This is a genomic window from Chryseobacterium soli (assembly GCF_000737705.1).
GTDB lineage: Bacteria > Bacteroidota > Bacteroidia > Flavobacteriales > Weeksellaceae > Chryseobacterium > Chryseobacterium soli.
Genome location: NZ_JPRH01000010.1, coordinates 36837 through 51014, shown reverse-complemented (window position 1 = coordinate 51014; position 14178 = coordinate 36837). Strand labels below are relative to the sequence as shown.

Annotated in this window: 14 protein-coding genes; 5 read left to right on the top strand and 9 right to left on the bottom strand. The window is 34.2% G+C overall.

All coding sequences use genetic code 11. From position 1 onward, the window contains the following. Positions 1 to 15: 15 nt before the first annotated feature. The 6 genes from IW15_RS18625 to IW15_RS18600 form a co-directional block, all read right to left on the bottom strand. Positions 16 to 942: an SDR family NAD(P)-dependent oxidoreductase gene (locus IW15_RS18625; RefSeq protein ID WP_034714466.1), complete on the bottom strand. Its 927-nt coding sequence runs from the start codon at positions 940 to 942 to the stop codon at positions 16 to 18. 102 nt (positions 943 to 1044) lie between these two features. Next, on the bottom strand, positions 1045 to 1878 hold the full coding sequence (locus IW15_RS18620; RefSeq protein ID WP_034714464.1) for a helix-turn-helix domain-containing protein: 834 nt from the start codon (positions 1876 to 1878) through the stop codon (positions 1045 to 1047). 288 nt (positions 1879 to 2166) lie between these two features. Continuing rightward, positions 2167 to 2826 (bottom strand): hypothetical protein, encoded by a 660-nt coding sequence (locus IW15_RS18615; protein ID WP_034714463.1) that lies wholly within the window; start codon positions 2824 to 2826, stop codon positions 2167 to 2169. Between the two features lie 306 nt (positions 2827 to 3132). After that, positions 3133 to 3924, bottom strand: a complete 792-nt coding sequence (locus IW15_RS22170) for a GLPGLI family protein (protein ID WP_051882211.1) — start codon at positions 3922 to 3924, stop codon at positions 3133 to 3135. Positions 3925 to 3965: 41 nt separating this feature from the next. Further along, on the bottom strand, positions 3966 to 4280 hold the full coding sequence (locus IW15_RS18605; protein ID WP_034714462.1) for a hypothetical protein: 315 nt from the start codon (positions 4278 to 4280) through the stop codon (positions 3966 to 3968). Between the two features lie 327 nt (positions 4281 to 4607). Next, positions 4608 to 6440: a cytochrome-c peroxidase gene (locus tag IW15_RS18600; RefSeq protein ID WP_034714461.1), complete on the bottom strand. Its 1833-nt coding sequence runs from the start codon at positions 6438 to 6440 to the stop codon at positions 4608 to 4610. A 231-nt stretch (positions 6441 to 6671) separates the two neighbouring features. Between IW15_RS18600 and IW15_RS18595 the strand changes: the two genes are divergently transcribed. Further along, positions 6672 to 7130: a hypothetical protein gene (locus IW15_RS18595; protein ID WP_034714460.1), complete on the top strand. Its 459-nt coding sequence runs from the start codon at positions 6672 to 6674 to the stop codon at positions 7128 to 7130. An 18-nt stretch (positions 7131 to 7148) separates the two neighbouring features. Continuing rightward, entirely contained in the window at positions 7149 to 8003 is an 855-nt protein-coding gene (locus IW15_RS18590; protein WP_034714458.1) for a nucleoside phosphorylase, read from the top strand. 137 nt (positions 8004 to 8140) lie between these two features. Here the strand turns inward: IW15_RS18590 and IW15_RS18585 are convergent, their stop codons facing one another. Then, entirely contained in the window at positions 8141 to 9427 is a 1287-nt protein-coding gene (locus tag IW15_RS18585; protein ID WP_034714456.1) for a hypothetical protein, read from the bottom strand. Between the two features lie 659 nt (positions 9428 to 10086). Here IW15_RS18585 and IW15_RS18580 point away from each other — a divergent pair. From IW15_RS18580 to IW15_RS22630, 3 genes are all read left to right on the top strand, one after another. Then, positions 10087 to 10386 (top strand): hypothetical protein, encoded by a 300-nt coding sequence (locus IW15_RS18580; protein ID WP_034714453.1) that lies wholly within the window; start codon positions 10087 to 10089, stop codon positions 10384 to 10386. Positions 10387 to 10505: 119 nt separating this feature from the next. Continuing rightward, positions 10506 to 11315 carry an enoyl-ACP reductase FabI gene (locus IW15_RS18575; protein ID WP_034714451.1) on the top strand — a complete coding sequence of 270 codons (810 nt, stop codon included), beginning with the start codon at positions 10506 to 10508 and terminating at the stop codon, positions 11313 to 11315. A 251-nt stretch (positions 11316 to 11566) separates the two neighbouring features. Then, positions 11567 to 11767: a bacteriocin-like protein gene (locus tag IW15_RS22630; protein ID WP_131368595.1), complete on the top strand. Its 201-nt coding sequence runs from the start codon at positions 11567 to 11569 to the stop codon at positions 11765 to 11767. A gap of 107 nt (positions 11768 to 11874) precedes the next feature. On the opposite strand, the gene IW15_RS18565 is transcribed toward IW15_RS22630, so the two are convergent. Together IW15_RS18565 and IW15_RS18560 are read right to left on the bottom strand one after the other, a co-directional pair. Beyond that, the gene (locus IW15_RS18565; RefSeq protein WP_034714447.1) at positions 11875 to 13314 is read right to left on the bottom strand and encodes a glycoside hydrolase family 30 protein; all 1440 of its coding nucleotides are present in this window, start codon (positions 13312 to 13314) and stop codon (positions 11875 to 11877) included. 44 nt (positions 13315 to 13358) lie between these two features. Next, entirely contained in the window at positions 13359 to 14168 is an 810-nt protein-coding gene (locus tag IW15_RS18560; protein ID WP_034714445.1) for a glycoside hydrolase family 16 protein, read from the bottom strand. Positions 14169 to 14178: the final 10 nt, after the last annotated feature.

Here is a 14178-nt window from a genome sequence, read left to right as displayed (position 1 = left end):
CGTATTTCGTAATGGTTATTTTATAAAATGATGAATTGCTTTGTCAGCGTTGTCTTGAAATGTAGTATTTTTCAAATCTGTATAAAAAGTGCTTTGGTCAACCACATCTCCTGATAATTTACCCTGTTTACTTGCATAAAAAATGCCACTTTTATATTGCTCATCCGAAATACCATCTACAAAGCGTTTTGCACCTACTTTCAGCTTATGCACCATTCCCCCAATTAATGGAAATACAATAGGCATCATCAAATACTTCAACATAAATTTCATTGCCGGGGGCAAATTATCAGGTGCATTAGTTCCGCCCGTGTTCCCCGGACTCATAACAACAAATTTAAGGTCGGGATATTTTCTTGCCATTGATAACATCCACATCGTTGCTGCATATTTAACATATCCGTATGCTTGAGTTGCATCGAATTTATTGCCAAAATATGAGCCGTCAAGAACACCAGCAAACTCATTTACAGATGATGTCTTCATTGAAACTGGTTTCATTCCAAGCAATTTTACTCCAGGTATGGCTTCAGCACTTGGATACAATACTGCTTTTTTCAACTTGTCATTTTTGATTAATTCTTCTACTAAAATTACGTGCCCCAAAATGTTTGTAGCTGCTAATTCATTCATACCAGAAGGCGTAAGTTTTGCAGCCATTTTCCCAATCATTCCTCCTGCATTTAAAATTACTGCATCAATTGGTTCTTTTATATTTTCTACTGCTTTTCTAACGGAATTTGCATCCGAAACATCCCCAATAATAATTTCAAAAATCTTTTTCCCTGTTTGCTCCTCAAGGTCTTTTTTTGCTGCCTCGGCTTTCGCCTGATTTCTGCAAAAAAGAATTACCTTTTTTGTTTCTTGTTTCAAGGCTAGCTGGCGGGCAGTCTCTTTGCCAAGCCCAGTATTTGCACCAGTTATCAATATACTTTCGTTCATTTTTTTATCGTTTTTATAAGTGAAAAATCACAATACAAAAATGAAACTTAAAACAAATCGCAACTTGGCAATTTAGTCCAAATACAGGTAAAAATGGTTCAACTATTTCTTACGATACTCGGAAGGCGAGTGATTATATTTTTGTTTGAAGGACTTTGTGAAATGTGAAGTGTCCTGAAAGCCAACTTCGTAACAAATTTCAGATACAGATAATTCGGTTGATTGCAGTAGGTCAAGAGCCTTTTCCAATTTCTTTTCTTTAATGAAATTGGCTGGGGTGTCGTTAAATTGCGTTTCAAAATCTCTTTTAAATGCTGACAAACTTCGCCCTGTCAATTTAGCTAAGTCGGCTACCGAAATAGCTGAATACAAATGTGCTTGCACAGTTTCAAATATATTAGCTTGTCTCGGATTGAATAGATGAGAAAATAAAGTAATGATATTTTCTGCTTTGTCAGTGTGAAGAAGCAATAAAATAAGTTCTTTGATTTTTAGTTTAAGCAAATCCTCGGTAACCAAATTTGGGTTCTCAAAATAAAAATCAAGGCTTTGGATGAAATTGGTTATAACACTTTGTTTTTCTATTTTCTTGATATACGGCTTGTGAGCATCGCTTTTTATGAAGTTCGGAAATTCATTTTTGTATAATTGTTTCAAAATGTCTGGATATAGATGAATAGCATAAACTTCACAAATCTTAGTAGAATGTTTTTGAATTGCGTTTGTAAAGTAGTTACCACATCTTAATAAAACACTTTCCTCAATTTGAAGAGATAGGTTGTCAGTTGGTGAACTGAGAGATAGCTCTCCTTCCTTAAGGTAAGTAAAACAGGCTTCGTCCTGAAAAACTGCATCAAGTCTAATTGGTGGCTTGATTATTAATTTTTCAATTGCACATTTATTATTGATGTCAAAATGTTTTCTGTCGATAATCATTTCTTAATGTTCCTGTCTTAATAGTTGTGAGGTGTCCTACAATAACCGCTAACTTGTTTATATATGCCACAAAAGAGCTCCAATCTACCCAAAAGTGAGTGGCTTTGTGCCATAATGTTGGTATTTACGTGTGTATAAATTCCCTAGTACCGCAAATCTGTACCGCTTTCTAGTAAGTGAGTATTTTAGCTGAATTCTCGTTTTTTGAGATTATATTTTATTTTTAACATCCCAATTTACAAATTCAAAAACGTTTTTTAGTATACTTTATATCCTTTCCTACTTAACTTATATTAGTTCAAATTCTTCAGCAATAATGTGAGGCTGATTTAAAAAAAAATCATTTTTTCCAGTAATAATTTCATTTCCAAATAGTAAGATCTGGTTTTGGTAATTAAATGCATTATTTATTTCTTCAACATATTTTATGATAATTGAATGTTTTTCGCAGACAGTTTTTATCGTTTCGAATAGAAATTTTGGAAAGGAAAGAATTTCTTCGTCATTATTTACTGAAAATTCTTCAAATCGACCTTGAGGATCTTTTTTTTCAAACAAATTTTTAAAACCGCTAATTATCTCATTTACAGTTAACCAATTTCCTGTTATATTTTCGATTTCAACACACAAATCTCCTATAAAACTAAATTTATTTATCGGTATCCCTTCCAATGTACAAATAACAGAATTACCACAAACAGAGTAAAGTAATGGATGCTTATCCATTAATGTTATTTCTCGATAGTTTACAAAATTATAAGCTTCAAAAAAACCAATTTTGATCGGATTTTTTGCCAGAATTTTCCATTTTTTAATCTCTTCATTCAATTCAGTTTGAATATCTATTTCTATATAAGAATGGAGAATATTATAATTTAAATTATACATTACTAGATTACCAATAAATTTAAAATCTTCAGAGTTTGTATATTCAATAATTTCCTTCATTTTATTTTTTATTATCGTTTTTTGAGATTAATTCTTTATACTGTTATAACCAAGACCAGCTCCACAGATAACCGTAAGTTTTCAACACGATTTTAGCTGTAGTTTTATTTTAAATTCAGTTATTTATAAAGTATTTAAAGTAATTTATATACCTCTAAATATACGTTATTATAAGTGTCTGATGTTGATACAGTTTTAGCGGTTCCTTTAAATATTGTTTCTGGAGTGTAAATTAATTATTATTTATTTCATAAAATTAAAAGCACCCAATTACAGGTGCTTTACTCTTATAAATTATGGATATATTTAATCAAAATAATTATTGTATCTCCTTGCATTATTATTTATTCTTTCAATATTCTTTTTTTCAATTGGAATTCCTATTTGATTAGAAAGAGACCCAGCAGGATTATCTAAGAAATTTTTTCTTGCCTTTACATAAGTAAGGTAACTTGTTGCAAAAACATCTTTCATAAGTACAATAGGTTTGATAACTTTTTTCAAACTAATTAATGAAAAACTTAAATAATCATTAGTATCGGAAACCTCTAATACTAACCCTGGCAAGCCTTTAAAAATATAAGGTCCATCAGGAATTGGAACAGATTCGGTAAACCAAGCGGTATAATTTCTTTTTTTATATTTTCCTGTTGCTTTTTTACACAAATAATTTCCAATCATTTTTGTATCACTTTCAATTTTCCATTGAATAGGATCTTCCAAGGGAAAAGAAAATTTAGTTTTAAGCAACTCCTTATAAATAATCTGTTTTCCGTTCTCTAAATAAACTTCATCTTTAAATTTTACGGATGGAACATTTCGCATATCTAAAATTACTTTTCCATCAATTACATTACTCCATTGTTTTTTTCCTATCCCTAAAGCTATTGAATCGCTCTTCGCTTTTTGGGTACTTTTGAATAATGATTTATTGTTATTTATCAATAGAGAAGTACTTTCTTCATTAGAAAATTGTTTAGATAATGTATCGGGATATATTTTCACTTTATATATTACTTCATATTCTGATTCAATATTACTTGATTGAGAAAATAAAACCCCGAATGAGAAAAATAAAAGTAAAAGATAAATTTTCATATTTTTTTAATTATTAATAAGCCACAACTTTAGCATTCTACTTATGGTTGCCCTCCACAGAAAAATTCATTTACTAACTGTGCATTGTGAAGACTTTGGGCCATAGCTTGTGCTTCAGTAGCTGTTCCAGAGCCTTCCCCCCAACAAACAGTATCTGATAACATTTCGTCATTGCACCAAACGTACATTCCAACTGTTCTACAATTAATAGCTTTTAAAGCTTCTTCTTGTTCTTCAGCTTGTGCTGTAGCTTTTGCAACTTCTTTCTTTTCTTTTGTTGGTTTCATTTCTTCACCATTTTTAGCACTGACTAAACCTGCTATACAAATAGTAGCAATTAAAATTACTTTTTTCATGATTAATTATTAATTTTTGAAGAACAAAAATAATAATTATTTCTATATATAATGATTTATTATAATTTATTTCATGACAACTGAAATAATTATAAAGAGATAGAAATTCTCTACTTTACAAAAGTTATTTTTTGCGCAACTTCTCTTTGAGAAAATATATAAAAAACAACCGTTTAAAAAAAATTCTCATTTTACAATTTACTATAAGTTCGTTCTGTTAAAATTAATATTAAATCAGCTCTGAAAACTTCATTAAGGTCTTTTGTGAAAAACCATTAAGATTCAAAAAATTTTATCCCTTACTTCCCTATTTAACAAAAGTCCACTCTATTTTTTTGCCTGGCTGATATCCGTCAAAGTATGTAGGAAAGCAATAATCTGTTTGATTTCCGGTTTAGATAAGTTTAATTTATCTACAGGAAGCGTCTGGTTCTTCATTTTTAGCCCAGCTCCTTCTCCACCACCTTCATTGTAAAAATCTATTACTTCTTCCAGGGTGTTGAATGCTCCATTATGGAAATAAGGTTTGGTAAGCTCAATATTTCGTACTGTAACCGTTTTGAAAGAATTTTCATAAATCCATGATTTTTCCTTTTTCACCGGGCTGTCTGCTCTTCCACGGTCTGTATCTAATTCAACAGGAAGTTGGTTTAGTGGCTTTTTTGTTACACCCAACACTTCAGATTCATTTTCATTAAAAAACGGCGGAACCAATCCTGAAAAGTGTGGAGCAAAATGGCAGGTTGCACAGTTTGCTTTTCCCATAAACAGGTTAAATCCTTTTTGAGCATCCTGTGATATTTCTTTTTCATTTCTCATAAAACGGTCAAAATCGCTTTCAAAAGAATACAGGGAAGCCACATAAGAGCTTAATGCTTTTGAAAAGTTTTCTTTACTTATTTTCCCGTCTTTAAAGGCTTTTTTGAATGCTTTTTTATATTCCGGCTTCGTTTTTAATTTTTTAATGATGCTTTCATAGCTGGTATTGAATTCATCTTTGTTATAAATGACATGTTCCGCCTGCTGCTCGATGTAAAATGCACGCATGTCATAAAAGAATCTTTTCGCAAAAACAGCATTGTACAAAGAGGGTGAATTTCTTATCACTGTTTTTCCTTCAACATTGGTCTGGGATTTCACTTTTAAATCGGTAAACGCATTTTCAGGAAGGTGGCATGTGGCACAACTCATTTTCCCATTTTCGCTTACATTCTGATCGTAAAAGATCTCTTTTCCTACATTCCTCATATCGGCATTGTCTTCGGAAGATTTCAATAAGGTATAGAAATAAGGATCAAGGAAATCACTGCTGAAAAGGTTGGTATTACTGACATTCCAACCAGAGAATTCTTTCAGGTCATCTGTCCTTCCATCCCATTTCCCAAATTCCTCATACAGTGGCTGAATGTATTTTTTGTAAAATTCTATCCTGTCAAACGTTTCAAAATCGGTATTTTTTGACAGATATTCTCTGCTTTCTGTAAGGATTGAATTGGCTTTATCGATGTTGTATCCCTTGAAATAAGGATCGTCATTAATGTATTTTTTTATTCCCAGCAGCGCATGGCTTGCTTCTTCGGAAATATGTAAAGATCCGGGCGTATCAAAGCCTGTCACACCCAATGTATAAATTCTTATCAGTTCTAAACGAAGCGGCAATGTTTTGTTATTTCCTTTGCTTAATCCGTTTTTTAAAGAACTCAGATGGAAATTCGAATAGCTGTTGTATAAAAAGGTGGTAATTTCTTTCATTTTTTCCTTTTCATTGGCTGCTTCATCAGAGAAAATCAGTTCATCCAATACCTGCAACCCCTCTGGAGGAAGTGTATAAGCAGAGGTTCCGGCAGCTTCTATATGAAAAAGAGGCGCTGCATTCAGATGGGTTTTCGTAAATTCAGGATAGTGGTAAGCCACATAAAATTCAATCTCTTTAAAGGAATTTCTCGTACTGCTTAATGATTTCCGGAGCTCTTCAACCGTTATTTTGTCTTCAGAAAATTGATGTACATCGGATTTCAATTGTTCAAGCTTACTTTTAAAATCAGATAAACCAGCATTAACAACTGTATTGTCGTTTTTCATTCCCTTGTCGGTCGGGTTAAATGACATAACAGCAAAACCAGCCAGCAATACGGCAACAAGCAACGGATAAAATTTCATTAATTTTTAGCTACAAAGCTATTCTTTACACATTATCTTATCTTTAATGCAGCATTAAATAATGTTTATATTTTTGATAAAGGAATTTTTATTAATTTTAAACCCCGAAATCAAATTCATTATACTGAAAAGGCGGACAGATTCTAAAAGCCTCTTATTAAAATGATGATGAAAGGATATTGGGGAGGCATTTTATCATTGAAACCAGCACATTAAAAACTAAATATTATTATGAAAGCTAAATTACTCTTCGCTTTTGTGGCAAGTCTTTTTTCATTTTCCGTATTTTCCCAGAAACTGGGACAGGAAATGGCGGTATATGCAGAAAAAAAAGGAGATGATTATTACTTGATCCGGTTAAGGCAGGATCAGCCGGTGCCCAAAGTGTATGTTTATTCAAACGGACAGACCAAAGTATATAAGAATTATAAAGAACTGAAAGATGTTTTCATGGATTTTCCGGGAATGGTAACGTCCAACCAGTCTACGAAAGAGGAATTGGTTTCTGTGATGAAAAAAGACAATCATTTTTACGAAGTGACTTCCCAGAGAAAAGATCCTAAAAATTTTGAGAAAACCACCGTTACTGTTTACGAGGTTTTTAACGGACAGAAAAGGATTGTAGAAGAATACGGCTCAATTTTCGAGCTGGCCAATTCTCCTTACAAGAATGCCATATTCATTGATTAAAATAAATAAAATATAATTATGCTTAATAAGCTTGCAGCATCAGAACTTGTTCTGAACGATGACGGAAGTGTATACCACTTGAACCTTTTACCTGAAGATATTGCGGACAAGATCATCCTTGTGGGAGATCCGGACCGTGTCGCAAAAGTATCGAACTATTTTGATACGGTAGAGATCAAAAAAAACAAAAGAGAATTTTATACCCACACCGGAACATTGCGTGGTGAAAGAATCACGGTGATGTCTACTGGAATCGGGACTGAAAATATTGATATTGTGATGAATGAGCTTGATGCTCTTGTAAATATCGATCTTCAAAACAAAGAATTTAAAACAGAACATAAAGCCCTGGAGCTTTTCCGTATGGGAACGTGTGGAAGTGTAAACCCTGATGTTCAGGTAGACAATATGCTGGTTACCCAGAATGTTGTGGGATTGGACGGATTAATGCATTTCTATCAGGATTATGAGTTTGAGAATGAATTTTCTAAAAACTTTCTAGAAAAATTCCCATATGCGAAAATCAAACCGATGCTTTACTTCTCCGATTGGTCAGAAGATATGGGCGAATATTATAAAGATGCAAAATACCACGGAAATACCGCTACATTCCCGGGATTTTACGCTCCACAGGGAAGACAGCTTCGTTTAAAAGCGTTGGATGACAAGTTTCTGGAAACATTAAATGAGCTTGGGGTAACCAATTTCGAAATGGAAACTTCTGCGATTTACGCTCTTTCAAAATTATTGGGGCACAAAGCGATCACGGTAAATAATGTGATTGCCAACAGAAGACGTGGCGAATTCTCAGCAGATCACCATGCTTCGGAGAAAAACCTTATCAACTGGGTGTTGGAGAGAATTATCAAATAATTCATATTTAGCAACCTACAAAAACAATAAAAGGATCTCAAATTGAGGTCCTTTTTTATTATTTAATATGATCATGAAATTTGAAAGAAATCAAAAAACACAAAAACAAATAGATGATTAAGTATTCTTTCCATCCTTTAAAACTCATTAATCGTCACATAAAAATGACCTGAATATAAATTTTCCGGATTACCCGAAATATTGGTAAGATTGATGGTAATACTTGATGTTGAGGTCATTCTCGGATTTGAAATAGAAAACGACGCATTCCCTGCAAAATCTCCTGCCGGTGACACCACAATGGTTGCTCTCGTAGATCCTGGTTGTATATTGGCTGGAATCGCAATATTCAGTGTCGTTGATTTTCCCGGAGGAAGGTTATTCACCGATACACTCGGCCAGACTTCAAAACTGATCTGATTCTTATTCACAGTTCCCTTCTCCCCTAACTTATATTGTCCATTGACATCTAGTTTCGCAGAAGTATTCGGTGTGGAAGTTCCGATACCTACATTGGCGTTATTATTTCCAAGAACGATGGCATTCAGCTGTGTTGTAGAAGCTCCATATCCTACTGCAGTAGAAAATTGTCCCAATGCATTGGCACCTGAACCCAGCGCTGTAGAATTTTCGTTATTCGTTACACTGTTATACCCTAAAGCTGTTTCACTGTTAGAATTGGTCTTTGCATTAAATCCTAATGCAATTGACTGAAAACCTCCCGCCTGAGATTTATTCCCGACAGCAGTAGCTTCATTCATAGTCACTTTCGCATTGTACCCCAATGCTGTCGCCTGATACCCCGAAATTTGAGTATTTGCCCCTATTGCAACAGATTCGTTAGCCGTTACAGAAGAATTTGTACCAATAGAAATTCCTTGATATGAACTGCTGGAATTCCCAATAGCAATCCCATTTTGAGCAGCATTGGCACCCACTCCAAAACTTACGGAATTGTTCGTTCCCAATCTTCCTATCGTTGAAGCATTCACTTTAAATATAAGATCATCTAATGTAGACGTTCCTAAAGACAGTCCGGTATTCGCTCCGCTGTAATTTCCGGCATTACTTCCTGTTGTATTCCACCCGGTACCTCCTCCACTATTGATCCCATTTCCTGTGTTCGTTGACGTTGTTGACAGCTTATTCCATTTCGATTCATTCCAGTAATAAAATCCGGCTTCAGATAAACTTCCACTGCCATTGTTCCATACCATAAGACCAACTGCAGGAGATGGCACGGTAATATTATCCGTTAAGGCAGTTAAAGCAACACTCGGAAGAAGAACTCCTTTATTTTTTGAACTGATTTGTAACATTGCCGAATTATCCGGGCTCGGAGTACCAATCCCCACCTGAGCGTATGCAAAATAATTTAATAATAAAAGAGGGAAAATGAATTGAGGGTTTAATTTTTTTAACATGACTTACTGAATAATTGCTCACAATACGAGGTTGCAAATATAATAATTTTCAATAAAACATCAAAATTTTTAATAATTCCATAATTAACTACTCACATAAGTGACTAAAACCCCATTTAATCACAATTAAATGAAACATTTTCCATTATTAACCAATCATTAAATCCCGTATTTAAAGGCTTTAATAGCACATTAATCACATATACACCATTGAAAATAATTATAGTATTCATAAAAAAAGTCACCAAAAATTGATTAAAATTTAATTTATCACTAAGTAATGAAACATGTTTTTACGTCATGAAAGACGATTTCAATCGTCAGTATCGTCAGACAAGCCATAAATTCATAATAGGTTGTGTTATAATTTTTGATATACTTTTTGAAATTTCAGCAATTCAGGGAAGATGTTTTTTAAAGACATGATTAATTGTAATTCCGAGTTCAAACTTTATTTTTCTTCTATATTATTATACACCACTTCATTTTAATCACAGTGTAGCTTTTCCAGGTTATTTTCATTTCAAATTAAAATAATTTTTAATTGAGAAACATCTTTAGAAAATCATAACAAAATATTATGAAAAATTTAACAACATCTTTTTATTTTAGGAATGGTTCTTGTTTATTCAATACCATCACAACAAAATTTTAATATTATGAACAATTCAGATTATAACAAAGCGGAAAATGCAGTAAACAACACAGAAAATTCTTTACAGAATGCAGCAGACAAAGCAAAATGGAAAGTAAATGAATTAGCAGATAAAGCTAAGGATTATATTAATGAAAAAAGAGCAAATGATGAGGAAGCTACTCAGGAAGACTGGCTTGATAAGGTAAAGAACAACGCTTCTGATGCATGGGAAAGTGTTAAGGATCATGCCAATGATGCATGGGAGAAAACGAAAGATGCTGCTGAGGATGTAAAAGCAGAATGGAACAAGAAAACCAATTAGAATTTCAGTCGTATAAATATTTTCAAGAAAACAGGGTCTTTTTATAAAGGCTCTGTTTTTTTATTATGCTCTAAACATAAATTATCGCTACATTTGTAGTTAATAAACATTAAAAAATTATGTCATACGGTTTACTTAAAGGCAAGAAGGGAATTATTTTTGGAGCCCTTAATGAACAATCTATCGCATGGAAAGTTGCTGAGAGATGCCATGAAGAAGGTGCTGAATTTATCCTGTCTAATGCTCCTATCGCTTTGAGAATGGGAGAGCTTAACGGTTTAGCAGAAAAAACAGGTTCTGAAATAATCGGTGCAGATGCAACGTCTACTGAGGATCTTGAAAAACTTTTTGATGCTGCAGTAGCGAAGTTTGGTAAAATAGATTTTATCCTTCACTCTATAGGAATGTCCGTAAATGTAAGAAAAGGAAAACACTATACTGAAATGAATTACGATTGGTTGGAAAAAGGTTGGGATATCTCAGCAGTATCTTTCCACAAAGTAATGCGTACGGCATGGGAAAAAGACTGTATGAATGAGTGGGGAAGTATTTTGGCCCTTTCTTATATCGCTGCACAAAGAACGTTCCCGGATTACAATGATATGTCTGATAATAAAGCGTATTTAGAAAGTATTGCAAGAACTTTCGGATATTACTGGGGAGAAAGAAAAGTGCGTGTAAATACAGTTTCTCAGTCTCCTACGGTTACCACTGCAGGAAGCGGAGTAAAAGGTTTTGGAGGTTTCTTAGGCTATGCTGAAGATATGTCTCCACTAGGAAACGCATCAGCGCTGGAATGTGCAGATTACTGTGTAACCATGTTCTCTGATCTTACTAAAAAAGTAACTATGCAGAACCTATTCCATGATGGAGGCTTCAGCAATACCGGAGTTTCTCAGAAAGTAATCAACAAATATGATGTTGAATAAATATTGACACATTTCTGATAGTCTGCAAGGATTATTTGGATCAAACTATAAAAAAACAACGCAAATTATTTTGCGTTGTTTTTTTATGTCCATTTTTAAGATTCAGCTAAAAAATATCCTTCTATTTTTGCATACAATCAATATTTCATATGAATATAATTGACATATTAAAAAAATCACTACTTTAGGATTAAATAAAAGCGGAATCTGAAAAGCTTATAACAGAGTAGGAAAACTAAAAACTTATTATCATGAAAAATCTTAGAAACATCTCAAGAGAGGCTTTAAAATCAGTAAAAGGAGGCACTAAAGAAGGATGCCCGGGACCTAAATCACCACTGTACCGTCCTTATGCTTCACAAGAACAATGCGAAGCTGCAACAGGAAAAACGTGTTATTATTCTGAGGAAAGCTATTGTTTCCCTGCAGGATGGAATGCTGATCTATTGTAATTTCCTTTAGAATATTGGATAAATTGCCAATCAGTTTATTCATGTATAAAAATAAACCGGCGGGCTCAGAGAGCCCGCCGGTTTTCATTAAAATGTTAATATGAAGTCTATAAAATTACGGTCTGTATAGAGTGTGAAGGTGCTGAAAGCTTCGCTGACATTCCTTCGATCCAAAGATTAGTTTCGATATCATTATCAGTGTCGTTCATAATTACCGTTACCAATTGTCCATTTTCATTCATAAACGTTGTAGAAGTTAAAGCAGCTCTGTTGGAAGAACTTCCTATTCTCTGGGCATTAGGCTTGATATATTTTGATACATGTCCTACATAATAATATTCGTAGGTGTAGTGCACCTCCCCTGTTTTGGTATCCGCAATGATAGGTGCAAAGCAGAAGTTTCCAACATGGTTCGGACCTCCGGTTTCGTCCAGCAAAACATTCCAGTCTGTCCACAAAGCAGTTCCTTTGTTGAAATCATTGATCATATTTCTTCCATATAATTCCCCCAGACTCACTTCATTGATTCTGGACATATCAAACTGCTCTTTACATCCTTCTGTAAATGCTAAAAATTTATCCGGAAATGCTCTTTGGGTTTCTAATAAATTATCAAACAGCTGCGTTTTGTTGTTCCATGTTTCATACCAGTGATAACCAATACCTGAAGCATATTTTGAAGTTTCCGGATCGCTTAGCGTTGTAGTTGCTCTTTGGTAAATTAAATCTCTGTTGTGATCCCAGATCATTACTTTTTTATCTTTGTATCCGTTTTTCCAAAGGGTTGGTCCTAAATTATTTTTAAGAAACTCCCCTTCTTCTTCCGCAGAATAGATACAAGACTCCCAGGTTTGCGTCGCCATCGGTTCATTCTGGATGGTCATTCCCCAGACATTGATTCCTCTTTTTTCGTATTCTTTAATGAATTTAATATAGTAGTCTGCCCAAGGCTGATAGTACTGATTTTCCAATCTTCCTCCTTTCAGCATACTTTTATTGGATTTCATCCAAGCCGGCGGGCTCCATGGAGAAAAATAAAACGTAAAGTCTTTTCCTATCATTTTCTGAGCTTCTTTGATCATAGGAATTTTATACTTCTCATCATGGGCTACATTGAAAGACTTCAAAGAAGTATCATTTTCAGCAACATACGTGTAGGAATCACTTGAGAAATCACAAGAATTCATATTCGTACGAATCACCGTATATCCCAGTCCATTTTTCCCAAAATAGGCTTCCATGATCTCTTTCTGCTTATTTTTAGGCATTTTAGCAAGAGTTTCAGCTGATGCATCGGTGATGGCACCTCCTATTCCGATCAATTTCTGATATTTAAAATCCGGATCTACAAAGATGCAGGCATCCGTTTCTTTTGGCTGACCAAATTTTTCAAACTTTACCGTTCCTTTATCCACCATTTTTTCATTGGTTTTGGAACTGGTAAGAATTACCTTAGCTGTTTTCCCTGCATTTTTTTTCCAATAATTCTGGGCATTTGCATTCAAAGCAAGTCCCATTACAAAACAACTTACGATTAATTTTTTCATATTTTTTCTTTCTATTTATGGAGAGAAAAATCACTCTCACTTCATTATTTATTCTGATACACCCTTACATAATCTATATAATATTTCTGAGGGAAAATGGTGTCGTCTATTCCCTCTTTTCCACCCCAAAATCCTCCTACAGCCAGATTTAGAATGATAAAATACGGCTGATCAAAGGGCCAGGCTTCATAGCTTTTTTCTTTATTTTCATAGGTGAAAAACTTTGTATCATTAATGTATACATCAATTTTTTCGGGGGTCCAGTCTGCTTTATAGACATGGAATTTTTCACTGGCATCGCGTACAATCAGGGTATCTGTTTTCTGGGTTCCCAGAATATGGTTGTACTTTTTTGTATGCACCGAAGCATGAATATATCCGGGATTAAAGCCCACATGCTCCATGATATCCAGTTCCCCGTCATCAGGCCATTGCTTTATATTCTCGCTCATCATCCAGATGGCTGGCCAGGTTCCGCGACCTTTCGGAAGTTTTGCCCTTACTTCTACGGTTCCATACTGAAAGGAGAATTTCCCTCTGGTCAAAAGCCTTGCGGAAGTATATTTACTTTTTTTCCAGTTTTCTTTTCTGGCTTCAATGACCAGGTTTCCATTTTCAACCCTGGCATTTTCCAGGCGGTTTTTGGTATAAAACTGGGCTTCGTTATTTCCATAACCGTCTCCGCCTACTTCATAATTCCATTTTGAAGCATCCGGTAATCCTTTTCCGTTAAATTCATCATTCCAGATCAATTTTCTGCTGGAATCGGGTTTGTTTGACGCACAGCTTGCAACAGAAAAAGCCAAAGCTCCTCCCAATAACAGAGTCATGATATGTTGGATATTGATTTTCATTACTAATCGT

Excerpts from the sequence above, each read along its gene's own strand:
- IW15_RS18625 (WP_034714466.1), bottom strand. The coding sequence starts at position 942 with ATGAACGAAAGTATATTGATAACTGGTGCAAATACTGGGCTTGGCAAA.
- IW15_RS18620 (WP_034714464.1), bottom strand. The coding sequence starts at position 1,878 with ATGATTATCGACAGAAAACATTTTGACATCAATAATAAATGTGCAATT.
- IW15_RS18615 (WP_034714463.1), bottom strand. The coding sequence starts at position 2,826 with ATGAAGGAAATTATTGAATATACAAACTCTGAAGATTTTAAATTTATT.
- IW15_RS22170 (WP_051882211.1), bottom strand. The coding sequence starts at position 3,924 with ATGAAAATTTATCTTTTACTTTTATTTTTCTCATTCGGGGTTTTATTT.
- IW15_RS18605 (WP_034714462.1), bottom strand. The coding sequence starts at position 4,280 with ATGAAAAAAGTAATTTTAATTGCTACTATTTGTATAGCAGGTTTAGTC.
- IW15_RS18600 (WP_034714461.1), bottom strand. The coding sequence starts at position 6,440 with ATGAAATTTTATCCGTTGCTTGTTGCCGTATTGCTGGCTGGTTTTGCT.
- IW15_RS18595 (WP_034714460.1), top strand. The coding sequence starts at position 6,672 with ATGAAAGCTAAATTACTCTTCGCTTTTGTGGCAAGTCTTTTTTCATTT.
- IW15_RS18590 (WP_034714458.1), top strand. The coding sequence starts at position 7,149 with ATGCTTAATAAGCTTGCAGCATCAGAACTTGTTCTGAACGATGACGGA.
- IW15_RS18585 (WP_034714456.1), bottom strand. The coding sequence starts at position 9,427 with ATGTTAAAAAAATTAAACCCTCAATTCATTTTCCCTCTTTTATTATTA.
- IW15_RS18580 (WP_034714453.1), top strand. The coding sequence starts at position 10,087 with ATGAACAATTCAGATTATAACAAAGCGGAAAATGCAGTAAACAACACA.
- IW15_RS18575 (WP_034714451.1), top strand. The coding sequence starts at position 10,506 with ATGTCATACGGTTTACTTAAAGGCAAGAAGGGAATTATTTTTGGAGCC.
- IW15_RS22630 (WP_131368595.1), top strand. The coding sequence starts at position 11,567 with ATGAAAAATCTTAGAAACATCTCAAGAGAGGCTTTAAAATCAGTAAAA.
- IW15_RS18565 (WP_034714447.1), bottom strand. The coding sequence starts at position 13,314 with ATGAAAAAATTAATCGTAAGTTGTTTTGTAATGGGACTTGCTTTGAAT.
- IW15_RS18560 (WP_034714445.1), bottom strand. The coding sequence starts at position 14,168 with ATGAAAATCAATATCCAACATATCATGACTCTGTTATTGGGAGGAGCT.